We start from the raw sequence: 26,326 nt of genomic DNA, 5'->3' as shown, positions 1-26,326 counted from the left end.
GGATCTACCCGAGTTCGGTGGTTGTGGAGAACCCCCGGTAGCCGTCGGATGCGACCTGCGTGCACAGGTTGCGGTAGTTGCCGACGCCGCCGAGGTACGGCATGAAGATGCGCGGCTTTCCGGGGACGTTGGCGCCGAGGTACCACGAGTTCGCCTGCATGTAGAGGCTGCCGACGGCAATGCCCGTCACGTGATCCACCCACTCGTCCTGCGCCCGCGGCGTGGCCTCGGCGAACCGGGCGCCCGTCTCGCGCATGTGGTCGAGGTAGCCGATCACCCATTCCACGTGCTGTTCGATCGACACGACGACGTTCGACAGGACCGACGGACTACCCGGTCCGGCGAGCACGAACAGGTTGGGGAATCCGGCCACCGCGACACCGAGGTAGGTGCGCGGGCCCGCCTCCCACGTGTCGCGCAGCCTCACCCCACCCCGTCCTCGGATGTCGATGGCGCCGAGCGCGCCGGTCATCGCGTCGAACCCGGTGGCGAAGACGATCGCGTCGAGTTCGTGAACACCGGCATCCGTGCGGATGCCCTCGGGGACGATCTCTTCGATCGGGGTGGCGTGCAGGTCCACCAGTTGGACGTTGTCGCGGTTGTAGGTCTCGTAGTAGTCGGTTCCGACACACACGCGCTTGGCGCCGAGTGGATAGCCCTTGGGGCACAGCGCTTCCGCGGTAGCGGGATCGGTGACGGTCTCGCGAATCTTCGAGCGCACGAACTCGGCTGCGGTTTCGTTCGCGGCGGCATCCGTCATGACGTCGCCGAACGTGGTCTGGAAGGCGAGTCCACCCACGGCCCAGCGCGTCTCGTACTCCTTGATTCGAACCTCCGGCGCGGTCTCGAGAGCGAGCCCGACCGGCGGGGGAAGAATCCAGCCGCCGTGCGATTCGCGCTGCAGTTGCCGCCGGGTCGGGTAGTCGGCCTTGATCTCGGCGAGTTCGCCGGGCCCGAGTGGCCGATTGCGTGCCGGAAGAACGAATCCGGGAGTTCGCTGGAATACCGTCAGCTCTGCGGCCTGCTCCGCGATCACCGGAATCGCCTGGACCCCCGATGATCCGGTGCCGATCACACCGACCCGCTTGCCGCCGAAGTCGACACCGTGCTCGGGCCAGCTCGCGGTGTGGTGGATGTCGCCGGTGAACGTGGCCAGGCCTGCGATGTCGGGGATCCGGGCGGACGACAGCGGTCCCGTCGCCATCACGGTCCAACGGGCGGTGACGGTGTCGCCGCCGTCGGTGGTGACCGTCCACAGTCCGCGCGCGTCGTCGAAGTGCGCCGACGTCACGCGCGTGCCGAACGTGATGTCCTCGCGCAGCCCGAAGCGGTCCGCGACATGCTCGAGGTAGCGCAGGATCTCCGGCTGGGCCGGGTAGCGCTCGGTCCACACCCAGTCCTGCTGCAGGGCATCGTCGAACGAGTAGGAGTAGTCGGCGCTGTCGACGTCGCACCGCGCCCCCGGGTAGCGGTTCCAGAACCAGGTGCCGCCGACGCCGGACCCCGCCTCGAACAGCCGCACCGACATGCCGCGCCGGCGCAGGCTGTGCAGGGTGTACAGGCCGGCGAAGCCGGCCCCGACCACGACGACGTCGTACGTGGGCTCGGCCGGTGGGGTGTTCGTCATATCGGACCTCGTTTCGTGGTGGGTGGCGCGCCTGCCAGTAGCATCGGTGCAGGCAGTGCTGGTGTCCCGCGGATCGCGCGGGGTTGTGGAAAGGGTGGGAGCGTGGGGACTGGCGGTCCGGACCGTGGGGGCAGGCCGTCGTTGCACGACCCCTCGTTGCTTCCGAAGGGGCAGCGCGAGCGGCGTCAGCGCATCGTCGACGCCGCCGCGGAGTTGTTGGTGGCCGACGACTTCGAGCGCATCCAGATCCGCGATGTCGCGGAACGCTCCGGTGTGGCCCTCGGGACGGTGTACCGGTATTTCTCGTCCAAGGAACACCTGTATGCCGCGGTGCTGGGGGAGTGGTCGGCGACCGACCCGATCAAGCATGGGGGCCTCGTCGATCCGACGTGGTTGCCCGCCGAACGCATCCGGACACGCCTGCACCATTCGGTGCACCGGTTCGAGGAGTATCCGACGTACCTGAGGCTGCAGAACCTCCTGCGGCAGTCCGCGGATCCGATCGTGTGTGCGCTGTTCGCCGAGTTCTCGACGCAGGTGATCGAGTCGTACCGGGAGACCCTCACCGATCTGCCGGACGAGGATGCCGCGGATATCGTGGCGGTGGTGACCGCAGTGCTCGCGCACGAGCTGATCCTGTTCGGGCTCGGGCGCCAGGACGTCGCCGAGGTGCACCGACTGCTCGACCGCACCGTCGACATGATTTTTACGCCTGCCGGCTGAGCCTCCGCCCACCGCTTCGATGTGACCGTTGTCATACCATCAGACTAGAGTTAGATTCTAGTTCATGACAAGAGTGGTGCAGGACAATCGAAGTGAACTGGACCCGGCCTTCCAGGCCGTCGCGAACGCGGTCGCGGGCGCGGTCGCGGGCGCCGGCCTCGCGCCGATGGTGGAACTGGGACCCGACGGCGCGCGCGAGCGGATCCGCGGCGCGCTGCAGTCGTGTGCCGCCGGACCGCACGTCGCGTCGGTCACGACCCATGCGGTGAACGGCGACGTCACGGTCCGCCTCTATCGCCCGGAGGTGGCGCGGGGCGACGCAACCATCGTCCACTTTCACGGCGGCGGTTGGGTCACGGGCGATCTCGACTACGCCGACGCCATCTGCCGCCGCATGGCGCAGACTGCCGGCGTGCCGGTCGTGAGCGTGGACTACCGTCTCGCTCCCGAGGCTCCGTTCCCGGCGGCGATCGACGACGCGATCGCCGCGCTGCGCTGGGTCACGCGCGGGCCCGAGGAGTTGTCGCGTCGCATCGTCGTCACCGGGGACAGCGCGGGCGGCAACCTCGCCGCAGTGAGCGCCAACCTCGCCGCCGACGAGGGATTCGATGTGGTCGGCCAGGTGCTGATCTATCCGGTGGTCGACTCCGATCTCACCCGCGCGTCGTACGAGGCCAATTCGGGTGTCTTCCTGGGAGCCCGGGAGATGCAGTGGTTCCTCGATCACTACTGCCCGGATCCGGCCGATCGAACCTCCCCGCTCATCGCGCCGATCCGTGCACGTGACCTGGCTGAGGCCGCGCCCGCGGTCGTGGTCGTGGGCGGTCACGACCCCCTGCTCGACGAGGGCGTCGAGTATGCGGAGCGGCTGGCCGCCGGGGGCGCGTCGGTCGAGGTACTGCGGTATCCCACGCTGCCGCACGGCTTCCTGCAGTTCACGGCGGTCTCGCCGACCGCGAACGAGGCCGCAGGCGCGATCGCCGCCGCGGCGGCGCGCCTTGTCGAAGAAGCAGTCACACATCAGGATTCGATCTCGGGAGACGACAATGCATGATCTGGTGATTCGCGGCGGTCGCGTCGTCGACGGAACGGGCACGCCGCCCGTCCTGGCCGACGTCGCAGTCGACGACGGGCGCATCACGGCGGTGGGAGAGGTGACCGAACCGGGCCGCCGCGAGATCGACGCGTCGGGGTTGCTCGTCACCCCCGGCTTCGTCGACATCCACACCCACTACGACGGTCAGGTCACGTGGGATCCGCTGCTCACCCCGTCGTCGCTGCACGGTGTGACGACCGTGGTGATGGGGAACTGTGGCGTCGGCTTCGCGCCCGTCAGGCCGGAGCAGCGAGACTGGCTGATCAGCCTGATGGAAGGAGTCGAGGACATCCCGGGAAGCGTTCTCGCGGAGGGGATGACGTGGAACTGGGAGTCGTTTCCCGACTACCTCGACGCGATCGACACGCCGCATGCGATCGACTTCGCCGCGCAGTTGCCGCACGGCGCACTGCGCACCTACGTGATGGGTCAGCGTGGCGGTGACCATCAGGCCCGCCCCACCGCCGACGAGATGGACCGGATGTCCGACCTCGTGGCCGAGGCGGTCGAGGCCGGTGCGCTCGGTTGGTCGACGTCACGGTCGGCGGTGCACAAGACATCGGCGGGCGAGCCCACTCCGAGTCTGACCGCATCGCGCGAGGAACTCACGGGGATGGCGCGGGGACTGGCGAAGGCGGGTGCGGGCGTCATCGACTTCATCTCCGATTTCATGGACCAGCCGGAGGAGATGGAGTTCGTCGGCGCGATCGTCGAGGCCGCACAGAGGCCGATGTCGGTGTCGATCGTGCAGAGCGACCGGGCGCCCGACAAGTGGCGCGATCTTCTGGACGGACTGGCGAAAGTGTCGGAGCAGAAGAACATTCCGATCACCGGCCAGGTGGCTCCACGTGCCGTCGGCGTGATGCTCGGATGGGAGCTCAGCTGGCACCCCTTCATGGCGTACCCGAGTTACGCGCCCCTCGCCGATCTGCCGCGTGCGGAGCGTGTGGAGCAGCTGCGGCGGCCGGAAGTTCGTGCCGCCCTCCTCGCGGAGGCTCCGGTGACGGAGAGTGAGTTCGTGGAGCGGCTGTCGACGAGGTTCGACCAGGTGTACCTGCTGGGCGATCCGCCCAACTACGAACCCGGACCCGCGGATTCGGTGGCCTCCCTGGCGGAGCGATCCGGTGTCCCGGCGGCGGAGGTGGCGTACGACGCGATGATGGCGCAGGACGGACGCGGACTCCTGTACTTCCCGATGCTCAACTATGCCGCCGGTGATCTCGAGGCCGTGCGGGAGATGATCGCCCGGCCGGACACCGTCCCCGCTCTGGGCGACGGCGGTGCACACTGCGGCGCGATCTGCGACGCCAGCTTCCCCACCACGCTTCTTACACACTGGGGTCGAGATCGCAAGGCAGGAGGTCTCTTTCCTGTCGAGTGGTTGATCAAGCGGCATACCGTCGACACCGCGGCCGTCGTCGGCCTCCTCGACCGCGGGCAGGTGCGCCCGGGCTATCGAGCAGACCTCAACGTGATCGACTTCGACCGACTGCAGGCCGATCATCCGGAGGTGCTGTACGACCTGCCGACCGGCGGCCGCCGCCTCATGCAGACTGCGAGCGGCTATGTGGCCACTGTCGTCGCGGGTGAGGTGGTTGTCGAAGAGGGTCGCCACACCGGTGCGCTGCCGGGTCGTCTGGTGCGTGGTGCGCAGGAGGCTCCCGCCGCCCCCTGACCTCCCGGACGGCATTCTCCACATCGGAACCGCACCACGTGCCCCTGACGCTCTACGACCGGACACAGTGCTCCGAAAACGACACGGTCGCCGCAACCTCTCTGTCGAGAGTGTTGCGGCGACCGTGTGGACCAGACCCGGGGGATCAGAGTCCCTGGGGTGATGTCGCGACTACTTCTTCAGGAATGCCTTGTCGAACAGGATGATTCCGTCGACGGTCGGGTTGGCCCGGTACACGTCCGGTGTCCACGCGACGTAGTTGACGCCGGCGCCCCACGACAGGAACGGCTGATCGGTGTTCACGAGGTTCTGGACCTCGACGATCGCGGCGCGCTTGGCAGTCTCGTCCGGAGCCGAGAGCACCTTACCGAGCAGGGCGTCCATCTGCGGGCTCTTGTAGCCCAGGATGTTGTTCGTCGAGGTGCTCGACAGCGAGCTGAAGAGCCGGATCTCGGGAGCGACGTCGGCGACGCTGTACGCGCCGTAGCTCATGTCGTAGTTGCGGTCGATGTACAGACGCTTGACCATGTCGGTGATGCTGCTGGTGTACTCGAGCGCGACGTCGAAGCCGACCGCGTTCATCTGAGCCTGGACCGCCAACGCGATCTTCTGAGCATCGGGGTCGTTGACGCCGACATAGGTCAGCTTCCCGTTGAAGCCGTCGGCCTTGGCCTGGTCGACCAGTTCCTTGGCCTTGGTGGCGTTCGGGGTGATGCCGCTGACGTTGCCGAACCACTCGGACCACGGCTGGAACATGTCGGTGCCGGGCATGCCCTGGCCCTCGCGCACGCGCTGGTTGAGGACCTCGGGATCGACTGCGTACGCGATCGCCTGACGGACGCGCGGATCGGCGGCCGGGCGGCCGGGTGCACCGTTGAGCTGTCCGACCATCGACATGCTCGTGGTGTCGACGTACCCCGGGAACTCCGCCTTCGCGGCATTCACGGTCTGCGCGTTGCGTAGGTAGGCCATGTCGATGCCGCCGGTCTTCAGCGCATCCACCTTGGGCTGCTCACCCGCGATGGCGACGAACTTCAGACCTTCGAGATTCGGTGCGCCACCCCAGTAGTCGGCGTTGGCCTTGAGCTGAAGCTCCTGCTGAGGCTGGAGGCTGACGAGCGTGAACGGGCCGGCACCGATCGGGTTGAACTTGTCGCCCTGCTGCGACGTCGGCGCCACGATCATGCCGTGACCGTAGGCGAGCATCGCCGGGAACGTGCGCCACGGCTGCTTCAGGGTGAAGACCACTGTCGACGGATCCGACGCGACGTTGCTTTCGACCATCTGGGTGTAGACCTGTGAGTTTCCGCCGCGCCGCTGGTTGTAGCGGTTGATGCTGGCGACCACCGCGTCGGCGTTCAGCGGGGTTCCGTCGCTGAACTTGACGTTGTCGCGGAGCTTGAGCGTCCAGGTCAGGAAGTCGGGGCTCTCCTCGAACGACTTCGCCAACTGCGGCTCGAAGCTCTGTGACTTCGAGTCGTATCGCATCAGGACGTCGTACACGGCAGCCATCTCGGTGCCGCCGGTCGCGCCGGCGGGCTGAGTCATTGCCGGGTCGAGGCTCGTGACGGGTGCGTACGACGCAAAGCTGAGTGTTCCGCCCGACACCGGGGTGCCACCGTCGCCCTGGTCGCCCAGGATCCCGTAGGCCGTCGTCGTCGCGGCGGACCCGGTGTTCTCGTCGGAACTCTCCGACGACGCACAGCCGGCGAGCGCGACCGCGCCGACGACGGTGACGGCCATCGTGCGGGCGAGCCTTCTCGAATACTTCTTCATTTACCAACCTCCACGGTCAGGGGTCGTCGCCTGCCGAACGGTGCGGGCCGGATGGCCCGCCCGGATGATCGAACTGAATCTCGGATTCGACGGGACTGGTTGTCCGGTCGACGAGGCCGAGTGCACCGAAATTCGATGCAGTCGGGGTGGTTGCAGAAACGGACTCTAGCTTGCAGAACGGACGTCCACAAGGAATCGCGAGAACTGGTGATTCTGCAGCGTTACAGCGGTATTCAGGGCTCTCTTTCCCGGCCGCGCGGGGCGCGCTGTGCGCCGATGCCGCACCCCCGAAAATCAACCGAAATGAATTTCACCAAAAGTCTTGTGGAACCAAGACGGGTGTCCTAGATTGTCGAGAACGCAGATTTGTATAGACAAAGTTCTCGCCTCTGTCGCGGATGGTTCCCGCGCGGCCGCGGTGAGGTCCTGCGCGACCGACAGCGGCTGGCGTCAGACGGAGAGGACTTCCTTGATGTACCTCGTGGCTCGTGTGTTATCCGCGTCCTCGAACGGGCGGAGAGCCTCCGTTCCGTGACGGACCCGCAGCATGTGCTGCTCGCGCAGGACCTTATTTCGCGGATCCAGTCGGGGGAGTTCACGGTGGGCGACAAGTTGCCGACCGAACTCGAACTGTGTGAGACCCGCTCCCTCGCCCGTGGCACGGTCCGGCAGGCGCTCAAGCACCTCGAGGATGCGGGGATGATCAGCCGGCGTCGCGGAGCGGGCACGACAGTGGAGGCCCCGGATCCCGTCGCAGGACACCAGGCTTTCGTCACCAGCAGTATCGGAATGCTCGCGTTCGTCGAGCGGACGCGGATCGTCGATCCGATCGCGAAGATCGTTGTGGCAGACAACTATTTGGCAGACAGGATCGGGGTGCCGACCGAATCGGAGTGGTACTGCGTTTCCGGCCCACGCATCGTGCGAGGCTCGGCTCTGCCCCCGATCTGCTGGAGTGAGGTGTATCTGCGGTCCGACCTACCGCATCGACAGATGGTGATGACCGGCGAGTTCGGTATCGGCAACCTGGTTCGGCAACGCATCGAGCAGGTGGTGAGCGGCGCCGTGCTTTCCTCCGACCTCTCGCATGCTCTGGATGCGGAGAACGGAAGTGCCGCACTGGTTGTCACGCATCGACACGTCAACTCGAACGGCTTGCTCGAGGCTGTCGGCATTCACACGCATCCGGCAGATCGGTACCGCATCATGACGTCGGTGGGCGTGCAACTGTCGACCGACTGATCGGGCAGCTCAGGTTCGGCGGGCGACGGCGACCGGGTCGGTGAAAAGCTACCCGGGAGTAGCGGTACCCAGGTAATGACATGAATTCTATTGTGCGCTAGCCTCTTCAAAACGGCCTGTGACGTACATCTCATGAGGGAGTCAAACGTTGGACCGCAGTGCGACGACCAGGGCCGATGCGGTCATCGACCGGATCCATGTGGGCGGCGTCGTGCTGCAGGCTCCGGGCTCCCCGCCCGCCACGGCATTTGCCGTCGCCGGCGGTAGGTTCGCTGCTGTCGGATCGGATGCCGAGATCCGCGCGCTCGCCGGTCCGGACACCGAAATCGTCGACCTGAGAGGGCGCACCGCCGCTCCGGGATTCATCGAAACCCATGTGCACCCGCACATGTCGGGAATGAACAGCGCCACGGTGGATGCCGGATCGGACGCCTGCCCCGACATCGATTCACTGATCGTCGCACTCACGGCCCGCGCGGCGGTCACTCCGCCCGGGCAGCAGATCGCGGCCACAGGCTTCGACGACAGCCTCGTCGCCGAGGACCGGGGACTCACGACGGCAGATCTCGACCGCGTCGGAGCCGAGCATCCGATCGTGGTGCGCCACCTGTCCGGGCACGGGCTGTATGTCAACTCCTTCGTGTTGCGGAGTCGAGGAATCGATCGCACGACACCGGAGCCGGAGGGAGGTGTCGTCGTACGCGATTCGGCGGGCGATCCCACCGGGGAGTTCCGCGAGATTCCCGCGATGCGACTCGTGGCCGCACCGGACGAAGTGATGCCGTCGGGCGACGACATGGATGAGGGTCTGCGGCGTGCTCTGCAGCAGATGGCCTCCGTCGGCGTCACGAGCTTCCACGACATGTTCGTGACCCCCGCGATGGTCGACTCGTACCGACGTCTTCTCGACTCGGGTGATCTGATTCTCCGCGGTCGCCTCTACATGGGGTTCGGAACTCTCGAGGGTTTCAGTGTCGAGGGCGACGACCGTGACGAGCAGCACGACCACCTCGCGGTCGGGGGCGTGAAGCTGATCTCGGACGGCTCGATCCAGTTGCACACCGGAGCGCTCACCGAGCCCTATCACGATCTCGGCGAATGTCATTGCGGTGAAATGGCGATTCCGCCGGCCGACCTCGACGACATGGTGCGCCGGTGTCATGAGGCGGGTCGCCAGGTCGCGATCCACACCAACGGGGACCGGGCCATCGACCTTGCACTCGACGCCATCGAGAAGGCGTTCGCGGCTGCCGGCGGAGTGCAGCTGCCGGGTGGCCTGCAGCACCGGCTCGAACACGTGCAGACTCTTCGCGACGATCAGATTCGGCGAATGCGTGAACTGGGTGTGTCCGCGTCGGTGTTCGTCAACCACGTCTACTACTGGGGCGATCGGCACCGCGACCGATTCCTCGGTCCGGAGCGGGGTAGCCGGATCAGCCCCCTGGCATCGATCACTGCGGCACAGGTTCCGTTCGCGCTGCACTGCGACAGTCCGGTCACCCCGGTCAACCCCCTGTTCACGATCCACACCGCGGTCAATCGCGTCACGCGCGGTGGTGCCGTCCTCGGACCCGAGGAGCGATTGGACGCCGAGACCGCGCTGGCCGGCTACACATCGTCGGCGGCTCGCCTCGGCGGTGAGTCCGAGGCCAAGGGTGCGATTGCGCCCGGGCTGTTCGCCGACTTCGTGGTGCTCGACGCGGACCCGACAGCTGTCGATCCGTCGGAGATCAAGGACATCGCGGTTCTCGCGACCGTGGTCGCGGGACAGGTCGTGTACGCGGCCGATTCCGAATTTCACTAGTTGCGTTTCGACTTCGACGGAAGTAGGCACGAATGACACGATCCTCGTTGGCCCGGGCAGGGACGATCCTGACCGCGCTCACCGCGGCAACCGTCCTGCTGGCGGGCTGCGCCGGCGGCGGTTCCGGCTCGTCGACAGACGCGTCGTCGGTGACGACCGGACTCGTCGGTGACCAGGCGGACGGCGGCGATCCGGTATCCGGTGGCACCTTGTCGTACGCGACGTACAACGGCGTGAGCAGTCTCGATCCGGCCGATCGCCAGGACGGCGGTGCCACCGGCGGCAGCGAGATGGCGGCGATCTACGACCTGTTGATGCGATACGACCCCGAATCCAAGGAATACCAACCGCAGCTCGCGGAGTCGTTGGAAGCCAACGGCGACAACACCGTCTGGACGCTGAAGCTGCGTTCCGGCGCGACATTCAGCGACGGCACCCCGGTGGATGCGGCGGCGGTGCAGTGGAGCATCAACCACTACCTCGAGAAGAAGGCCACGCATTCGCAGGTGTGGAAGGCGACGGTCGCCGACATCCAGTCGCCGGACTCGTCGACGGTGGTCTTCACGCTGAAGCAGCCGTGGAACGAGTTCCCGATCATGTTCACGACGGGCCCCGGCATGATCGTCGCCCCGTCGTCGATGGCCTCCGGCACTTTCGCGCCCATCGGCGCCGGCCCGTTCACGGTGGAGAAGTTCGCGTCGCAGGACGAGTTGGTTCTCGCTGCCCGCCCGAGCTACTGGGACGGCCAGCCGCACCTGGCGAAGCTCCGCTTCCCTGCCATCGTCAGCGAGCAGGGCAAACTCGACGCACTGCACACCGGCGGCATCCAGGCCGCCTACCTGCGCGGCGCGGAAGTGGTCCACAACGCGCTCGAAGCGGGCGACGTCGGTTACGTCTACACCGTGAACATGGGTGGCGTCGGGAACATCAATCAGCGTGAAGGCCGAGCCGCCTCGGACGAGCGCGTTCGTAAAGCGATCGTCGCCGGCTTCAACCCGGAGACGTTCAACCAGCGCGTCGAGGGCGGCTACGGGATGCCGGGCAGCGACATGTTCCAGTCGTGGTCGCAGTGGCACGGCGACGTTGCCGGCAGCGGCTACGACCCGGAGGCGGCGAAGAAGTATCTGTCGGAAGCCAAGGCTGACGGGTACGACGGCAAGCTCACCTACGTCGGTCTGAACGATCCGGCGACACAGAGCAGTGCGTTGGCCTTCCAGTCGATGCTGCAGGCCGTCGGCTTCACCGTCGACATCGTGTACGCGACGAGCATCAACGACCTCGTCAAGCGCATGTACGCCCAGCACGACTACGACATCGGATACGCGGGCTTCAACATTCTCGACGAGTCGCCTTTCGTCCGTCTCTACGGCAACCTCTTCAGCGAATCGTCGTCGAATGTTCTGGGCTACAAGAACCCGCAGATGGACGAACTCCTCGGCAAGCTGCAGACCGCGCCCTCCGACGACGACCGCCGCAAGGTGGTCGAGGACATCCAGACCGTCGTGAACGAGACGAATCCGATGCTCGTGGTCAACAGCGGCAAGTACTTCCTCCCGTGGAGCACGGACGCACACGGGATCACGCCCAGCGCCGACGGCATCCTGCTCTTCGGGAATGCTTGGCTCACTTCGGATTCCGCGTCATAGATTCGGATCCATCAAGAAACTCAGATTGGGGCGCCCCATGAATACAGGAAGGAGGCGATGAGGCGATGACGAGAACCGTGATCGACAAGGTGATCGAGCTTATCGTCGTGCTCTTCGTCGTCAGTCTCGGCACGTTCGCACTCGTTTCGCTCATCCCGGGTGATCCGTCCGTCGCGATGCTCGGTGAGGGACGCACGCCGGAGGAGTACGCGCAGGCGCGGGCGGACATGGGACTGAACGATCCCTTCTTCACGCGGTATTGGGATTGGTTGTCGGGCGCCCTGCAGGGTGATCTGGGGCAGTCGATGGTGCCGCCGCAGGGCCCGGTGACCGAAAGCATCAGTGCCGCTATCCCGGTCAGTGTGCAGCTGGCGGTGATGGGCCTGTTCATCGCGCTGGTGGTGGCGGTGCCGCTGGCAATGTACTCGGCGCGTCATCAGGGCGGTTGGATCGATCGTGCGATCAGCGCGTGCACGTTCGGTGTGCTGTCGATCCCGTCGTTCCTGTCGGGCCTGCTGTTGATCATGGTGATGGTCAACTACCTGGGATGGTTCCCGCGCTCGCAGTGGGTGCGGGTCTCGGAAGGGCTGGGACAGAATCTCTATCACGCGATCCTTCCGGCGATCACGATCAGCTTGTTGGAGATGGCGATGTTCATCCGGATCCTGCGCAGCGATCTGGTGATGACGCTGAAGGAGAACTTCATCCTGGTCGCGAAGGCGAAGGGCATGTCGAATGCGCGACTGTTGTTCAGTGACGCGCTGCGGCCGTCGTCGTTCTCGCTGATCACGATGCTCGGCATCGTGCTGGGGTCGATGATCGGTAGCACGGTGATCGTGGAGACGTTGTTCTCGCTGCCGGGAATGGGGTCGCTGATCGTGCGCGCCGCGCAGCAGGGCGACATGCCGATGGTGCAGGGCGCGGTGCTGGTGATCGCCCTGATCTATGTGGTGGCCAACGGTGTCATCGACATCTCCTACGGATACCTCGACCCAAGGAGCCGACGAGCCCATGTCTGAGATCAAGATTGACGACATCGATGTCGACATGCCGGCGATCACGGGCCGTGCCCTCGACGATGCGGGCGCCGAGGAGTTGGCGAACGCGAAGGATCTGTCCGAGCGCCGCAACCTGTATCGCACCGGGGTGATCCTGACCGTCGTGGGTGTGATCGCGGCGGGTATCGGTTTGGCGCCGATGCTGATGATGGGTGCGCGGGTGGCGATCTTCGTGATCGGCCTGATCGCCCTCTACATGGGTGTGCGGCGGATCGGGTTGGCGCGGTTCGGATCGGATTTCGATCTCACGTTCATCCTCTCGTGTGCGTGGTTGACGGTGTTGATCGTGGCCGCGCTCGCGGCGCCGCTGCTGCCGTTGGCCGAGCACCAGGACACCACCAAGACCCTTGCCGCGAAGAGCTACGCGGAGCCGAGTCTGTTCTCGTCGCATCCTCTGGGCACCAACAATTTCGGTCTCGACATGCTGGCACGCTCGATCTACGGTGCCCGCTCGTCGCTGATCGTGGCGGTCGCCGCGGTCGCGATCGGCATCCTGATCGGCGGAGCGATCGGTATCCTGGCCGGCTACTTCGGTGGCTGGGTCGACCGTATCGTCGGAATCTTCACGAACTCGCTGCTCGCGGTCCCGGCGTTGATCCTGCTGATCGCGCTCGCCTCGGTGCTCAAGCCGAACCTGCGCAACGTCTCGCTGGCGCTGGCGGTGCTCGCGATACCGAGCATGGTGCGAATAGCGAGAGCAAACACTCTGGTGTTCTCGCAACGTGAATTCGTCTTGGCGGCACGGGCAATGGGTGCCACGAGATGGCGGGTGATGCTGCGGGAGATCGCCCCGAACGTCGCGCTGCCGCTGCTCTCGCTCGGCATGGTGATGATCTCGGTGATGATCGTCGCCGAAGCATCACTGAGTTTCCTCGGACTCGGTATCCAGCCGCCGTCACCGACGTGGGGCAACATGATCTCCGAGGGTCAGGGCAACGTGTTCGAACAGCACCCGTACATCGTGTTGGTGCCCGGCATGTTCCTGTTCCTGACGGTGTTCTCGTTCAACATGGTCGGTGAGAAGGCCCAGAAGAAGACCGGTGGAACCCGGGAGGTGAAACTGTGACCAGCAACGAACCGATCCTCACAGTCGACGGTGTGTCGACGAGGTTCCGCACCAAGCGTGGACAGTTGCGGGCCGTCGAGCAGGTCAGCCTCGAACTCGACGCCGGCGAGACCCTCGGTCTTGTCGGTGAATCCGGGTCCGGGAAGTCCGTTCTCGGCCAGACCATCATGGGTTTGGTCTCGAACGGCGGCGGCACAACTGTCACCGGCGAGGTGCGGTTCATGGGCCGCGACATGCAGACGCTGACCCGCAAGGATCAGCAGCAGATGTGGGGCAATGACATCGCGATGGTCTTCCAGGACCCGATGTCGGCGTTGAACCCGTTCAAGAAGATCGGCACCCACATCACCGAATCGCTGCGTGCGCACCTGGGTGTGGACAAGAAGCAGGCGCGAGAGCGGGCGATCGAGCTGCTCCGTACGGTCCGTATCCCGGAGCCGACGCGGCGGATCGACCAGTATCCGCACGAGTTGTCCGGTGGTATGCGTCAGCGTGTGGTGATCGCGATGGCACTCGCGTGCGACCCGAAGCTGACCATCGCGGACGAGCCGACCACCGCCCTCGACGTCACAGTGCAGAAGCAGATCCTCGAACTGCTCGACGCGCTGCGCACCGAGATGGGCATGGCCGGCATCCTCGTCAGTCACGATCTCGGAGTCGTCGCCGGACAGACCGATCGGGTCGCGGTGATGTATGCGGGTCGCATCGTGGAGACGGCGCCGACCCGGCAGCTGTTCGCCAATCCGCGCCACCCCTACACCGAAGCGCTGTTGGCGGCGGTGCCGCGTCTCGAGCAGGAGCCCCACACCCGGCTCGAGTCCATCGACGGTGGTCTGCCCGACATGACGAAGCCGCCGACCGGGTGCTCGTTCGCATCCCGGTGCAAGTACGCGCAGGCCGTCTGCCGGGAGTCTGTACCGGCGCTGACGGCGTCCCCGGACACCGCCGGCGCACGCCACCCCCACGAGGTCGCCTGCCACTTCCCCCTGGACGGCACCGGTATCGCCGACCTCGGAGTGCCTGCCGTCGTGGGTGCACAAGATCGTGAGCTGGAAGTGGAGAGCATCTGATGGCCGGTAGTGGAGTGGCGCACCTGCGCGCGCAAGACAAGCCCGTCCTCGCCGTGGAGAACCTCGTCGTCGAGTTCCCGGCCGGCCGCGGACAGACCGTGCACGCAGTGTCGAACATCAGCTTCGACCTGCTGCCGGGCGAAACCCTCGGCATCGTCGGCGAATCCGGCTGCGGCAAGTCCACTGCCGGCCGCGCCGTCCTGCAGTTGCCGGCGCCGAAGTCGGGCAGCGTGACCATCGACGGTGTCGAGCTCACCAAGCTCAGTCCGTCTGCGCTGCGCAAGATTCGGGCGCAGATGCAGATGATCATGCAGGATCCGATCTCCTCGCTGAACCCGCGCCGCAAGGTCAAGCACCTCGTCACCGAGGGCCCGCGCATGTGGGGTCAGCACAACAAGGAGCGCCTCGAGCAGATCGGCCGCGAAACCCTCGCCGCCGTCGGACTCGACCCCGACATGGTGTGGGACCGCCTGCCCGGCGAGTTGTCCGGCGGCCAGTGCCAGCGCGTGTGCATCGCCCGGGCGATGATGCTCAAGCCGAAGATCCTGATCTGCGACGAACCCGTCTCGAGCCTCGACGTGTCCGTCCAGGCGCAGATCCTCAACCTGCTCGAACAGACCAAGACCGAGTTCGAGCTCACCATGATCTTCATCGCCCACAACATGGCCGTGGTCAAGAACATCAGCGACCGCGTCATGGTCATGTACCTGGGCAAGGTATGCGAGATCGCCCCCAGCCGGAACATGGAAACCCGCGCTCTGCACCCGTATTCGCAGCTGTTGCTGGCCTCGATTCCCGATCCCGACGTCCACCGCGGCGAAGCGGACACCACGCCGCTGATCGAGGGGGATCTCCCCTCGCCGTTGAACCCTCCGTCGGGCTGCCGGTTCCGCACCCGCTGCCCCCTCGCCACCGACCACTGCGCCGCCGAGGAACCACAGTTGCGGGAAGTCGAGGCAGGCCACTACGTGGCATGCCACAACGTCTGACACATACACAACCCGCGTTTTGCGCACTTACCGCGAAATCCCCGGCCTCCGGGGAGCGGTAAGTGCGCAAAACGCGTATGACGGGAGAGGTCGGGATCGATGGAGAATCTGTTCGACGATCAGGACATGACGGGTCTGGCTCGCTCGATTCGCGACGGCGACGTCTCCGCGCGCGAGGTGGTGGAGTTCTCGTTGCGCAGGCTCGAGGAACGCAATCCGGCGGTCAACGCCGTGGTGGCCGATCGGGCCGAGCAGGCCCTGGCCGAGGTCGACGCGGGCCTGCCGGACGGACCGCTGCGCGGAATCCCCTTCCTGATCAAGGATTTGCACGCTGACGTCGCCGGCATGGCCACGTCGAACGGGTCGCGACTGTTCGCGGGCCGAGTGGCCGAACGCGACACCGAGTTGGTGTCGCGGTATCGGCGGGCCGGTCTCGTCATCATCGGCAAGACCAACACCCCCGAGTTCGGCCAGAACGCGAGCACCGAGCCCGTCCTGTTCGGGCCGACGCGTAATCCGCGCCGTCTCACACACGGCGTCGGTGGGTCTTCGGGCGGCGCGGCCGCCGCTGTCGCGGTGGGTATCACGCCCGCCGCACACGCCAGCGACGGTGGCGGGTCCATCCGAATCCCGGCCTCCGCGAACGGTCTCGTGGGCCTCAAGCCGTCGCGCGGTCGGATGCCGTCGGAGGCGCCGCTCTCCGGCCCGATGGCAGTGGAACACGCCGTGACCCGCAGCGTCCGGGACACTGCGCTGCTGCTCGATCTCACGTCGGGCCCGGCGGTGGGCGCACCGTTCGGCATCGCGCCGCCCGCACGCCCGTTCGTCGCCGAGGTCGGTGCGGACCCCGGCACGCTCCGCATCGGCATCACCACCACCCTGCCCGGTGGGGAGCCCGCCCACCCGGACTGTGCCACGGTCGCAACCGATGTCGGCGTGCTGCTCGAGAAGCTGGGGCATCGTGTCGAGACCGCCACTCCGGTGTTCCATCCGGAAGCTCTCGGGGCGGCGATGCAGTACCTGATGTCGGCGTCGATGGCCGTCGAGATCGATCGGCGGTTGGCCGAACTCGGCCGGGAACTGCGCGATGACGACCTCGAGACGATGGCGCGTGTGCAGTACGAGCGCTGCAAGTCGCAGTCCGTCACCGATCTGTCCGCGGCCTACTCGGCACTCGAGTTGACCGGACGTGAGATCGGCCGGTTCTTCACCGAGTACGACCTGCTGCTCACGCCGACGCTCGGTGCGCCCACTCCGGAGCTGGGGCTGTTGGACGCGATGAACCTCGAAGCCATGTGGAAGCACGCCGGCATCTACGGGGCATTGACCTCACCGTTCAACAGCGGCGGGCAGCCGGCGATTTCGCTTCCGCTGGGCAAGGATTCGTCCGGAATGCCGTTGGGTGCGCAACTCGTTGCCGGCCACGGCCGTGAGGACCTGCTGATCCGGGTCGCGTCGCAGTTGGAGGCCGCGTATCCGTGGAGCACCGCGACGGTGTGGCCTCCGGTGGCGGGCTGAGTCGCTCGCGTCAGCGAGTGGGTGGTTGAACGGCGGGTGCGGTGACGTCGCAGTGCGGTTGGCACGCGACGTCCTCGCCCGCCGTCTCCGTTTCCTGCACCCTGACCGGGACGTGCCGGGGGATCATCACCGCCGAGATCGCGGCACCGATCAGGAGCAGTCCGGCGCAGATGAGCATCGCGATCCGGAATCCGGACGCGAACGCCTCGGGGTCGCCGAGTGCGTCGGCACCGATTCCGGCGAGCGCCGGCAGCGCGGCCACGGCGAGTAGTTGACTGGTTCGGGCCACCGCGTTGTTCACCCCGGAGGCGACGCCGGCCTGATCGGACGACACCGAGCCGAGGACGGCCGCGGTGAGCGGGGCGACGAGTGCGGACAGGCCCAACCCGAAGACGAGGACGGCGGGCAGGACCTGCGTCGGGTACGACGCGTCGGGCCCGATGCGCAGCATCAGCAGCAATCCGGCGGCGCCGAGCAGTGGCCCGACGGTCATGAGAATCCGTGGTCCGTGCACCTGAGCCCAGCGTCCCGCGCGCGACGACAGCAGCAGCATCAGGATCGTGATCGGCAGTGACGCGACACCGGCGGCGAGCGGCGAGTAGCCGGACACGATCTGCAGTTGCAGCAGCAACAGGAAGAACACACCCCCGAGCGCCGCGTAGACCGCGAGGGTCACCAGATTGGCGGCGACGAACACCCGCGACGCGAACAGTTTCCCGGGCACCAGGGCGGACCGGGACCGTCGCTCGACCACGACGAAGGCCGCCATCACCACGATGCCGGCCGCGGCCGCCCACCAGGCCTTCTCGATCAGTCCGTAGGTGAGCGCGCCCAACGCGAGGGCGGCCAGAGTCGATCCGGGGATATCGAGCCGTTCCGGCGGGTGCGGATCGCGGGTCTCGGGTACGTGCCGCGCCGACACCCACACCACCGCGACCGCGAGCGGAAGGTTGATGAGGAACACCGAGCGCCACCCCGCAATCTCGACGAGCCAGCCGCCGAGTAGCGGACCGACGGCCGCCGCGACCCCGCCGAGCCCGGACCAGAGTCCGATCGCCGCACCCTGATCGTCGTCGTCGAAGGACGCGGAGATGATCGCCAGGCTGCCCGGGGTCAGCAGCGCCGCGCCGACCCCTTGGAGCAGTCTGGCTGCCACGAGGACCGTGACATTCGGTGCGAGAGCGCATAATCCGGACGCGATCGCGAACCACACGGTTCCCCAGACGAAGACGCGCCGGCGTCCGATCCGGTCGCCGAGGGCGCCACCGAACAGGATCAGAGACGCAAGCGTCAGCGTGTAGCCGCTGAGGACCCACTGGAGCCCCGCCACCTCCGCGCCGAGGTCCTCGCCGATGCGGGGGAGGGCGACGTTGACGACGGTGCCGTCGAGCATCGCGAGTGACGAGCCGAGCACGGTCGCGGCTACGACCCACCGTCCTCGCGACGATTTCAGGTGGAGCGCCGGAGCGGTCATGTCTTCGATGGTGCTCGCGACGGGACGCCACGGGAAGGCCGGTTCGAGCATTTGAAACCGGTCTGTCGGTTGTGTCTGGTAAATCAGACCCCGGATACCCGCACACAGCGATTCGACAGCCCGTCACGGAACAGGGGGAATCTATACCTCGAGATGACGTCGTTCTCGAAGTCGGGACTGATCGAGCAGCTGGAGTTCGAGGGCTACACGCGTGCGCAGGCCGAATACGGAGCCAATGCGGCGTACTGACGGGGACAGGCCGTCTCCTCGCGATTCGTGAGGAGACGGTAAGAGTTGCACGCCGCGCCGTCGTAACGGCCACGGCGGCAACACCGCGACTCCTACCGTTGCGCATTCGGAGGGAAATCGACGAGTGGAGCGACATGTTCTCGATACGTGGTGGGGCGAAGCAAAATCGGCGGGCGGCTGCGCTGGCGCTCCTGTGTGGTGTGGTGCTCGCGACCGCCGCCTGTTCGGAGCCGCCTGACCCCGATCCCGGTCCGAGTTCTGCCCCCGGGCCGACGACGGCCGCGACGGTGACGGCGCAGCCGATCGCGGCGCCGACGTCCGCCGAGCTGAATGCGAACCTGTCCCGCGCGTTCGACGAGGCGGTGCCCGCAGCGGAGAAGATGACGCTCGTGCAGGGCGCGCAGGCGGATCCTGCGCTCATCGACCGGGTGGTCGAGGCGGCGAGGGTCAACAAGGCGTCCGCTCTGGTGACCGATGTGACCGACCTCGGCGACGGCATGGTGGCGGCCACCGTCGTCATGACGCTCGACGGCCAGCCGGCACCCGAGAGCATCATCAATTTCGTCGCAGAGGACGGCGTGTGGAAGCTGACGCAGGACAACGCGTGCGGCATCGTCGGGCTGGCGGGACTCACCTCGCCGACGTGTGCGTGACCGTGTAACCGCCCTCGCGGCGTTGCCGAGCCGTCGGCGGCGCCGCGAGTGATGATGGGGCGATGGCGAACACTGTGATCTTCCGGGTAGCCGTCACGACCTTGGTGTCAGGGACTCTCCTCGCCACGGCGGCCTGTTCGGGCACCACGGACGACACTGCGCAGGCACCGGAACCTGCGATGTCCGCGGCTCCGACGACGCAATCTACGCCCACGCCGGTAGTCGAAACTGCTTACACCGCAACATCCGTGCGCGTCGTGGGCGCCAACGGGCAGGCGAGCTACGACGTCCTGGTCCCGCAGATCGAGGGAGGGGACCCGGCCGTCTCCGACGAGTTCGACGAATCGATGCGCGCCGCGCTGCAGGACCAGATCGACGGCTGGCCGGCCGATCGGTTCACCCTCGAATCCACCGACCGGTCGGCAGTGGTGCACATCGGATCCCGGGTGGTCAGCGGGCTCCTGGTCACCTCGTGGAATGCCGACCCGCCGGGCGCACACCCCACACCGTTGGTTGCGACGGTCGTGATCGACGCCGACGATGCCCAGCCGATCACGCTCGAGCGGTTGTTTCCGGACCTGCAGGCCGGACTGAACCGGCTGTCGCAGGAGTCGGCGCTACTCCTCCCGGACACCGCTGCGGGCCCCGACTTCGTGCGCGAGGGCATCGAACCGAAGAGCGAAAACTTCGCGAACTGGGTGGCGACCCCGGCGGGGATGGAGATCCATTTCACCGACTACCAGGTGGGGCCGCACGCGATCGGCCTGATCGACGTGACGGTTCCGTGGAATCGATTGACCGATGTCGCCGCGCCGGGCCTCGTCGGAGTGGTCTCGAGCTGACCCGGACCTCGGGCGCTGATCGAATGACCGTTCAACGGGAGGATCCCTGGATCGCGAGCTCGCGAGAAAGGAGATTGGAAGTTCGAGCGGGGCACCAGCACAGCCCGTTGCGCGCGCCGCTGAACGAAAGGACTCACCCATGACTTCCGTGGATGTCGACACCGACGAGATCCGCATCATCGAGCAGGGCACGCCGCCCGCTCGTTTCGCCCGCGGCTGGCACTGCCTGGGTCTCGTCGACGGTTTCCGTGACGGCAAGCCGCACTCGGTCGAGGCGTTCGGCACCAAGCTCGTGGTGTTCGCCGACAGCAAGGGCGATCTGAAGGTCCTCGACGCGTACTGCCGGCACATGGGCGGCGACCTGAGTCAGGGCGAGATCAAGGGCGACACCGTCGCGTGTCCGTTCCACGACTGGCGCTGGGCGGGCAACGGCAAATGCACCGATATCCCCTACGCGCGACGCGTTCCCCCGGTGGCGAAGACGCGGGCATGGCTGACGATGGAGCAGGACGACCTGCTGTTCGTGTGGAACGACCCGGAGGGGAATCCGCCGCCGCCCGAGGTCACGATTCCTGCGATGCGGAGCGACGACGCCGAGTGGACCGACTGGCAGTGGAAGTCTTTGGTCATCGACACCAATTGCCGTGAGATCGTCGACAACGTCGTCGATATGGCGCACTTCTTCTACGTGCACTACTCGTTCCCGACGTACTTCAAGAACGTCTTCGAGGGCCACGTCGCGATCCAGGAGCAGAAGGGTGTCGGCCGCGAGGATGTCACCGAGTGGACCGACCCCGACGTCCCGAAGCTGGTGGGCAACACATCCGTTGCCGCGTACTACGGTCCGTCCTTCATGATCGACGACCTGATCTACCACTACGACCGGTACGACGTGGAGTCCGTCCTCATCAACTGCCACTACCCGATCGCCCCGGACAAGTTCGTGCTCATGTACGGCATCTCGGTGAAGAAGACCGAGCAGGTGCCCGCCGACATCGCGGACCAGCTCGTCGACGCGATGACCGGCTACATCGGGATCGGCTTCGAGCAGGACATCGAGATCTGGAAGAACAAGACCCGGATCGAGAACCCGCTGCTGACCAACGAGGACGGCCCGGTCTACCAGCTGCGTCGGTGGTACGAGCAGTTCTATGTCGACGTCGCCGACGTGACGTCGGACATGGTGGACCGCTTCGAGTTCGAACTCGATACCACCAAACCTGTCGAGGCGTGGAAGCAGGAAGTGGCCGACAATCTGGCACGCCGCGCTGCCGCGTCGCAGGCGTAGTCGTGGAATCCGTCGAATGCCGCCGCTGCGGCTGCCGAGTGCTGGTGACCAAGAACAGTTGGCAGCACACGTCGGTCCAGTGGACGGCGGAGGCACGCGCCGCCTGTCTGGAACTGGGGGAGGACGCGACAGGTCCTGCGTCGTGCGCGCGTAGTTGCCCGGCGATGCAGGACTCCATCGCACAGGCGGCCGTCGACGGGCGGATCACCGTTCTCGACGGCTGACATCCACACGCCCCACATCGGCGCCCTCACCGTTCGCGGTGGGGGCGCTGTCGTTTCGGTACCCAGGCGCTGGTTGCCGCAGGGGTTCTGCGAGTACCGCATGGCGAGTCGGTACTGACAACCCCTGCGGCAGCGCGACAACCCTTGCGGCAACAGTGTTACCGGCCCGAGCCGCTGCCGTTGAACGGGAAAATCTTCGTACGTGTTCGGTCGGAACGGCGAGGAGTCAGCGACGAGTACCCGCTGGCGGGCCGGTCGCGGAGCAAGTTTGTCGGCCGAAGGAAAGCGATACCCGCCCGGATCCACCGGAACCGGGACCGAGTCGCCGACGGCTCAGAATCCGGCCGCGGGGTCGGTTCCCGTCTGACGTAGTGGTCCATGCCCGGATTGTAGGCGGATGGACGGCCGTGCCTGATGCTCTCGTGGTGCGCCGTGGACATCTCGACCGGGAGTTCGTCGCTCGGGGGACAACAAGGTGAATCGACGGCGACAGCAGGCGAATTGACCGGTTTGCCCACCCTCGAGCACTCAGTCGACCGCTGCTGTTCGCCTGCTCGACACTCGATCGTTCCGGAATCGTTGCCGGGTCACGTGAATATTACTCACGGAGATTCGAGCAGGTCGGAAGTGAAATCGACTGTCTCGCAGAATCTCTGCCCGGATCTCGCAACTAGTCTCGTGAGCGCCGTGCAGCACCCGTCCGCGTGACACCGCGCGGGCACATCATTCACTGTGAGGAGTTTTCGACATGGGTTCTTCCACCGCAGATCTCGCCCTGCTCAAGCAGATCCAGCCGGTCGTCAGCGGCGTCGGCACCGTCATCGGTGGCATCGGCGCGATCCTGTCGGTGATCGGTGCGCTGGGTGTGCTGTTCCCCACCGCCTGATCTTCGTCAGAACACCTCCGGCCCGCATCCGTCAAGGGATGTGGGCCGGAGGGCGTTACGCAGTCTCTACTTGTAGCTGTAGAAGCCCTGACCGGTCTTGCGGCCGAGCTGGCCGGCGTCCACCTTGCGGCGGAGCAGGGCCGGCGGTGCGTAGTGCGGCTGACCGAACTCGGCATGCAGCGACTCGGCCGCAGCGAGCGCGACGTCGAGGCCGACGGTGTCGAGCAGGGTGAGCGGACCCATCGGGTAGCCGCAGCCGCCCTTCATTGCGTCGTCGATGTCCTCGGCGGACGCGTAGCCCGACTCGAGCATGCGAACCGCGTCGCACAGGTACGGGATCAGCAGGGCATTGACGATGAAGCCGGCGCGGTCGCCCGCACGAACAGCCTTCTTGCCCAGGGTGTTGCGTGCGAAGTCCGTCACGGCTGCAACGGTTTCTTCCGACGTGACGAGGCTGACCACGATCTCGACCAGCGGCATCACCGGCACCGGGTTGAAGAAGTGCACGCCGACGACCTGCGACGGACGCTGGGTCGCCTTGGCGATCTTGATGACCGGGATCGACGAAGTGTTGGTCGCGAGGATGCCCGACGGCTTCACGATCTTGTCGAGCTTGCCGAAGATGTCGAACTTGAGAGCCTCGATCTCCGGCGCGGCCTCGATGACGAGGTCGCGGTCCGCGAACTCTTCGATGTCGAGCGTCACGCGCACCCGGGAGATGGCGGCGTCCGCCTCCTCCTGGGTGATCTTGCCGCGGGCGACGCCCTTGCCGATCGAGTTCGCGATGCGGGCCTGGGCGGCGTCGGCGAACTCCTGCTTGGTCTCGAGGATCAGGACGTTGCTTCCGGCCTTGGCACACACCTCAGCGATTCCGGCACCCATCGTGCCGCCACCGATCACACCAACTAGCTCCACAGTCGAATCTCCACTGTCGTCTCTTCACGCCGCCGGTCGGGCGACGTGCTTTCACGGTCATTCTGCTATCCGGCGTCGTGCAACCGTCACCCCGGCGTCGGAAGTTCCGAGGCCGGGGTGACGGGCAGTGCGGGTGTCGACGATCCGGTCAGCTGCCGAGGCTGCCGCCTCCCAGACCGCCGATACCGGCGCCTCCTCCGATATTGCCGCCTTGGCCCTGGCCGCCCATGATGGTCATGAGCTGGCCCAGAACGTCCACCAGTTCTCCGAGAATGCTGATCGATCCCATGCGTAATCAACTCCTCCTGCGTCGGTCACGGTGCCGGCCCCCGAACGGCCTGCCTGGAAAGCAGTTCCCGGTTCGAACCGTGCTGTCACCTACCGCGGCACCACAGGCGCCGTCCCCTCATTGAACGCCCGGGATACCCGGTAGGGAACCGTCGCAGCGGAACTGTGCGTCACTTGAGCAGTGCGCGTGACATGACCAGACGCTGAATCTGGTTGGTGCCCTCGTAGATCTGGGTGATCTTGGCGTCGCGCATCATGCGCTCCACCGGGAAGTCGGTGGTGTAGCCGGCGCCGCCGAACAGCTGGACGGCGTTGGTGGTGACCTCCATCGCGACGTCCGAGGCCAGGCACTTCGCGGCGGCAGAGATGAAGCCGAGGTTCTTCTCGCCACGCTCGGCCCGTGCGGCCGCGGTGTAGACCATGAGACGGGCCGACTCGATCTTCATCGCCATGTCGGCGAGCATGAACTGGGTGTTCTGGAAGTCGGCGATCGCTTTGCCGAACTGCTTGCGGTCCTTGGTGTATGCGAGTGCGGCGTCGAACGCGCCCTGGGCGAGGCCGAGTGCCTGCGCGCCGATCGTGGGGCGCGTGTGGTCGAGCGTCTCGAGGGCGGTCTTGAAGCCGGTGCCGGGCTCGCCGATGATCCGATCGCCCGGAATGCGGCAGTTCTCGAAGTACAGCTCGGCGGTGGGCGAGCCCTTGATGCCCAGCTTGTGCTCGAGCGGTCCCACGACGAAGCCCTCGTCGTCCTTGTGGACCATGAATGCGGAGATGCCGTTGGCGCCCTTGTCGGGGTCGGTCACGGCCATCACGGTGTACCAGGTGGACTGGCCGCCGTTGGTGATCCAGCACTTGGAGCCGTTCAGGATCCAGTCGTCGCCGTCGGCCTTGGCGCGGGTGCGCATGCTCGCGGCGTCGGAGCCGGCCTCACGTTCGGAGAGGGCGTACGACGCCATCGCGCCCTCCGCGATCTGCGGAAGCACCTGCTTCTTGAGATCCTCGGAGCCCTTGAGGATCAGGCCCATCGTGCCGAGCTTGTTGACGGCGGGGATCAGCGAGGACGAGCCGCAGACGCGGGCGACTTCCTCGATCACGATGCAGGAGGCGACGGAGTCGGCGCCCTGGCCGTCGTATGCCTCGGGGACGTGGACGGCGTTGAAGCCGGAGCTGACGAGCGCCGCCAGAGCTTCCTGGGGGAAGCGGGCCTTCTCGTCGACCTCCTTCGCGTACGGCGCGATCTCCTTCTCGGACAGTGCGCGGATCGCGGCCCGCAGCTCGTCGTGCTCCTCGTTCAGCTGGAAGAGGGGGAAATCGGGATTGCCGGACATGGGGACGCTCCTCGTCGTGCGTGCGGTCGGCGGCACCGAGTCGTCGGGCACTCAGTGCCAAGCCGGGTTGGGCTGGCCGTGGCGTACTTGACGGCATGTTTCACCGATCGCGCACGTACGTCCACGAATGATCCCAGTCAAGCATGGCACTTAGTGCCAGTCAAGGATGGCGAGCCTCGAGTTGTCGGCGGACCTGCCGGGCCACCTCGTCCGCCGGTGTTCCCGCCGGGTACGTCACGACCGTCACGATCTCGCCCGGGGCCGCTGTGGTCGCGGGTTCGTGCACGGGGGCACCGGGGACGAACTTGCGTCGGATGTCGGCCAGTGCGTCCCGCAGTGCCTCCGGGGTTGCGTGTTCGTCACCGCGGATCATCGCCCGGAGCAGGTGGTTGTGGCACGCCGTCACGCTCGCCGTGAAACCGACGACGTCGAGAGGCGGCGCCGACGGCACGGCGTCCCGGAGGTAGTCGCTGAACACGCGCTCGTATCGGTAGCCGGTGACGAGTTCGCGGTCGCGCAGCGCCGGCACGCGCTGGACCACTTGGTAGCGCCGCACCGACAGCTCGCGGTTCTCGCGATACCGGTCGAACACCAGGTGGGCGGCCTCGCAGACCGCCTCCCACGGGTCCACCACCGTGCTGGCCAGATACGCGGACGCCTGCTCGATGAGCGATTCGTGGTCGGCGAAGATCACGTCCTCCTTCGACCGGAACTGGCGGAAGAAGGTGCGCCGCGAGACGCCCGCGGCCGCGGCGATCTGATCGACGGTGGTCGCCTCGTATCCGTGCTCGGCGAAGAGCCGGATGGCCTGGGTCGCGACGTGCACCCGGAAGTCCGCGGTGTCGCCGTTCGTGTCGGGTCCCGTGCCCTCGCCGCGCTCACTCATGCG

24 protein-coding genes are annotated in these 26,326 nt (G+C 66.4%); 17 read left to right on the top strand and 7 right to left on the bottom strand.

The window, feature by feature from the left end; translation table 11 throughout:
- Window positions 1-4 precede the first annotated feature (4 nt).
- Window positions 5-1,627 (bottom strand): flavin-containing monooxygenase, encoded by a 1,623-nt coding sequence (locus C8K36_RS17975; RefSeq protein WP_107985884.1) that lies wholly within the window; start codon window positions 1,625-1,627, stop codon window positions 5-7.
- Between the two features lie 102 nt (window positions 1,628-1,729).
- Here C8K36_RS17975 and C8K36_RS17970 point away from each other — a divergent pair, with 102 nt between their 5' ends.
- From C8K36_RS17970 to C8K36_RS17960, 3 genes are all read left to right on the top strand, one after another.
- Window positions 1,730-2,350: a TetR/AcrR family transcriptional regulator gene (locus tag C8K36_RS17970; protein WP_107985883.1), complete on the top strand. Its 621-nt coding sequence runs from the start codon at window positions 1,730-1,732 to the stop codon at window positions 2,348-2,350.
- A 64-nt stretch (window positions 2,351-2,414) separates the two neighbouring features.
- Window positions 2,415-3,404 (top strand): alpha/beta hydrolase, encoded by a 990-nt coding sequence (locus C8K36_RS17965; protein WP_258195480.1) that lies wholly within the window; start codon window positions 2,415-2,417, stop codon window positions 3,402-3,404.
- The gene (locus C8K36_RS17960) at window positions 3,397-5,121 is read left to right on the top strand and encodes an N-acyl-D-amino-acid deacylase family protein (RefSeq protein WP_107985882.1); all 1,725 of its coding nucleotides are present in this window, start codon (window positions 3,397-3,399) and stop codon (window positions 5,119-5,121) included. Before C8K36_RS17965 ends, C8K36_RS17960 begins: the two co-directional genes overlap by 8 nt.
- A 171-nt stretch (window positions 5,122-5,292) precedes the next feature.
- On the opposite strand, the gene C8K36_RS17955 is transcribed toward C8K36_RS17960, so the two are convergent.
- Window positions 5,293-6,897, bottom strand: coding sequence for an ABC transporter substrate-binding protein (locus tag C8K36_RS17955; RefSeq protein WP_107985881.1), 1,605 nt, complete (start codon window positions 6,895-6,897; stop codon window positions 5,293-5,295).
- A gap of 531 nt (window positions 6,898-7,428) precedes the next feature.
- On the opposite strand from C8K36_RS17955, the gene C8K36_RS17950 reads away from it, so the two are divergent.
- The 8 genes from C8K36_RS17950 (at window position 7,429) to C8K36_RS17915 (ending at window position 17,290) form a co-directional block, all read left to right on the top strand.
- Window positions 7,429-8,139, top strand: coding sequence for a GntR family transcriptional regulator (locus C8K36_RS17950; RefSeq protein ID WP_107985880.1), 711 nt, complete (start codon window positions 7,429-7,431; stop codon window positions 8,137-8,139).
- 148 nt (window positions 8,140-8,287) lie between these two features.
- Window positions 8,288-9,943 (top strand): amidohydrolase, encoded by a 1,656-nt coding sequence (locus C8K36_RS17945; protein WP_107985879.1) that lies wholly within the window; start codon window positions 8,288-8,290, stop codon window positions 9,941-9,943.
- A gap of 32 nt (window positions 9,944-9,975) precedes the next feature.
- On the top strand, window positions 9,976-11,589 hold the full coding sequence (locus C8K36_RS17940; protein WP_107985878.1) for an ABC transporter substrate-binding protein: 1,614 nt from the start codon (window positions 9,976-9,978) through the stop codon (window positions 11,587-11,589).
- Window positions 11,590-11,654: 65 nt separating this feature from the next.
- Window positions 11,655-12,608, top strand: a complete 954-nt coding sequence (locus C8K36_RS17935) for an ABC transporter permease (RefSeq protein ID WP_107985877.1) — start codon at window positions 11,655-11,657, stop codon at window positions 12,606-12,608.
- Window positions 12,601-13,713, top strand: coding sequence for an ABC transporter permease (locus tag C8K36_RS17930; RefSeq protein WP_107985876.1), 1,113 nt, complete (start codon window positions 12,601-12,603; stop codon window positions 13,711-13,713). The genes C8K36_RS17935 and C8K36_RS17930 overlap by 8 nt, the downstream gene beginning before the upstream one ends.
- Window positions 13,710-14,783 (top strand): ABC transporter ATP-binding protein, encoded by a 1,074-nt coding sequence (locus tag C8K36_RS17925; RefSeq protein ID WP_107985875.1) that lies wholly within the window; start codon window positions 13,710-13,712, stop codon window positions 14,781-14,783. The genes C8K36_RS17930 and C8K36_RS17925 overlap by 4 nt, the downstream gene beginning before the upstream one ends.
- Entirely contained in the window at window positions 14,783-15,772 is a 990-nt protein-coding gene (locus C8K36_RS17920; RefSeq protein ID WP_107985874.1) for an ABC transporter ATP-binding protein, read from the top strand. Before C8K36_RS17925 ends, C8K36_RS17920 begins: the two co-directional genes overlap by 1 nt.
- 99 nt (window positions 15,773-15,871) lie before the next feature.
- Complete coding sequence (locus C8K36_RS17915) at window positions 15,872-17,290, top strand: amidase (protein WP_107985873.1); 1,419 nt, start codon at window positions 15,872-15,874, stop codon at window positions 17,288-17,290.
- Between the two features lie 10 nt (window positions 17,291-17,300).
- Here the strand turns inward: C8K36_RS17915 and C8K36_RS17910 are convergent, their stop codons facing one another.
- Entirely contained in the window at window positions 17,301-18,764 is a 1,464-nt protein-coding gene (locus C8K36_RS17910; RefSeq protein WP_107986048.1) for an MFS transporter, read from the bottom strand.
- 153 nt (window positions 18,765-18,917) lie between these two features.
- Between C8K36_RS17910 and C8K36_RS17905 the strand changes: the two genes are divergently transcribed.
- From C8K36_RS17905 to C8K36_RS24865, 6 genes are all read left to right on the top strand, one after another.
- Entirely contained in the window at window positions 18,918-19,013 is a 96-nt protein-coding gene (locus C8K36_RS17905) for an Ltp family lipoprotein (protein ID WP_420910903.1), read from the top strand.
- 287 nt (window positions 19,014-19,300) lie between these two features.
- Window positions 19,301-19,666: a hypothetical protein gene (locus C8K36_RS17900; RefSeq protein ID WP_258195479.1), complete on the top strand. Its 366-nt coding sequence runs from the start codon at window positions 19,301-19,303 to the stop codon at window positions 19,664-19,666.
- A 248-nt stretch (window positions 19,667-19,914) separates the two neighbouring features.
- Complete coding sequence (locus C8K36_RS17895; protein ID WP_258195478.1) at window positions 19,915-20,508, top strand: RsiV family protein; 594 nt, start codon at window positions 19,915-19,917, stop codon at window positions 20,506-20,508.
- Window positions 20,509-20,647: 139 nt separating this feature from the next.
- A complete protein-coding gene (locus tag C8K36_RS17890; protein ID WP_107985870.1) occupies window positions 20,648-21,796 on the top strand; it encodes a Rieske 2Fe-2S domain-containing protein in 1,149 nt (382 codons plus the stop codon).
- Between the two features lie 2 nt (window positions 21,797-21,798).
- Window positions 21,799-22,020 carry a hypothetical protein gene (locus tag C8K36_RS17885; RefSeq protein WP_107985869.1) on the top strand — a complete coding sequence of 74 codons (222 nt, stop codon included), beginning with the start codon at window positions 21,799-21,801 and terminating at the stop codon, window positions 22,018-22,020.
- A gap of 748 nt (window positions 22,021-22,768) precedes the next feature.
- On the top strand, window positions 22,769-22,906 hold the full coding sequence (locus C8K36_RS24865) for a hypothetical protein (protein ID WP_181319624.1): 138 nt from the start codon (window positions 22,769-22,771) through the stop codon (window positions 22,904-22,906).
- A 66-nt stretch (window positions 22,907-22,972) separates the two neighbouring features.
- On the opposite strand, the gene C8K36_RS17880 is transcribed toward C8K36_RS24865, so the two are convergent.
- From C8K36_RS17880 to C8K36_RS17870, 4 genes are all read right to left on the bottom strand, one after another.
- Window positions 22,973-23,821, bottom strand: a complete 849-nt coding sequence (locus C8K36_RS17880; RefSeq protein ID WP_107985868.1) for a 3-hydroxybutyryl-CoA dehydrogenase — start codon at window positions 23,819-23,821, stop codon at window positions 22,973-22,975.
- 148 nt (window positions 23,822-23,969) lie between these two features.
- A complete protein-coding gene (locus tag C8K36_RS24860) occupies window positions 23,970-24,110 on the bottom strand; it encodes a hypothetical protein (protein ID WP_181319623.1) in 141 nt (46 codons plus the stop codon).
- A gap of 169 nt (window positions 24,111-24,279) precedes the next feature.
- The gene (locus C8K36_RS17875) at window positions 24,280-25,437 is read right to left on the bottom strand and encodes an acyl-CoA dehydrogenase (protein ID WP_107985867.1); all 1,158 of its coding nucleotides are present in this window, start codon (window positions 25,435-25,437) and stop codon (window positions 24,280-24,282) included.
- A gap of 160 nt (window positions 25,438-25,597) precedes the next feature.
- A complete protein-coding gene (locus C8K36_RS17870) occupies window positions 25,598-26,323 on the bottom strand; it encodes a TetR family transcriptional regulator (RefSeq protein WP_107985866.1) in 726 nt (241 codons plus the stop codon).
- Window positions 26,324-26,326 lie beyond the last annotated feature (3 nt).

Origin of the sequence: Rhodococcus sp. OK519, assembly GCF_003051005.1 — a bacterium.
Lineage (GTDB): Bacteria > Actinomycetota > Actinomycetes > Mycobacteriales > Mycobacteriaceae > Prescottella.
This window is presented reverse-complemented; position numbering and strand designations above follow the sequence as displayed.

Excerpts from the sequence above, each read along its gene's own strand:
- C8K36_RS17930 (WP_107985876.1), top strand. The coding sequence starts at position 12,601 with ATGTCTGAGATCAAGATTGACGACATCGATGTCGACATGCCGGCGATC.
- C8K36_RS17890 (WP_107985870.1), top strand. The coding sequence starts at position 20,648 with ATGACTTCCGTGGATGTCGACACCGACGAGATCCGCATCATCGAGCAG.
- C8K36_RS17905 (WP_420910903.1), top strand. The coding sequence starts at position 18,918 with ATGACGTCGTTCTCGAAGTCGGGACTGATCGAGCAGCTGGAGTTCGAG.
- C8K36_RS24865 (WP_181319624.1), top strand. The coding sequence starts at position 22,769 with ATGGGTTCTTCCACCGCAGATCTCGCCCTGCTCAAGCAGATCCAGCCG.
- C8K36_RS17940 (WP_107985878.1), top strand. The coding sequence starts at position 9,976 with ATGACACGATCCTCGTTGGCCCGGGCAGGGACGATCCTGACCGCGCTC.
- C8K36_RS17875 (WP_107985867.1), bottom strand. The coding sequence starts at position 25,437 with ATGTCCGGCAATCCCGATTTCCCCCTCTTCCAGCTGAACGAGGAGCAC.
- C8K36_RS17955 (WP_107985881.1), bottom strand. The coding sequence starts at position 6,897 with ATGAAGAAGTATTCGAGAAGGCTCGCCCGCACGATGGCCGTCACCGTC.
- C8K36_RS17870 (WP_107985866.1), bottom strand. The coding sequence starts at position 26,323 with ATGAGTGAGCGCGGCGAGGGCACGGGACCCGACACGAACGGCGACACC.
- C8K36_RS17920 (WP_107985874.1), top strand. The coding sequence starts at position 14,783 with ATGGCCGGTAGTGGAGTGGCGCACCTGCGCGCGCAAGACAAGCCCGTC.
- C8K36_RS17915 (WP_107985873.1), top strand. The coding sequence starts at position 15,872 with ATGGAGAATCTGTTCGACGATCAGGACATGACGGGTCTGGCTCGCTCG.
- C8K36_RS17965 (WP_258195480.1), top strand. The coding sequence starts at position 2,415 with ATGACAAGAGTGGTGCAGGACAATCGAAGTGAACTGGACCCGGCCTTC.
- C8K36_RS17975 (WP_107985884.1), bottom strand. The coding sequence starts at position 1,627 with ATGACGAACACCCCACCGGCCGAGCCCACGTACGACGTCGTCGTGGTC.
- C8K36_RS17960 (WP_107985882.1), top strand. The coding sequence starts at position 3,397 with ATGCATGATCTGGTGATTCGCGGCGGTCGCGTCGTCGACGGAACGGGC.
- C8K36_RS17910 (WP_107986048.1), bottom strand. The coding sequence starts at position 18,764 with ATGACCGCTCCGGCGCTCCACCTGAAATCGTCGCGAGGACGGTGGGTC.
- C8K36_RS24860 (WP_181319623.1), bottom strand. The coding sequence starts at position 24,110 with ATGGGATCGATCAGCATTCTCGGAGAACTGGTGGACGTTCTGGGCCAG.
- C8K36_RS17935 (WP_107985877.1), top strand. The coding sequence starts at position 11,655 with ATGACGAGAACCGTGATCGACAAGGTGATCGAGCTTATCGTCGTGCTC.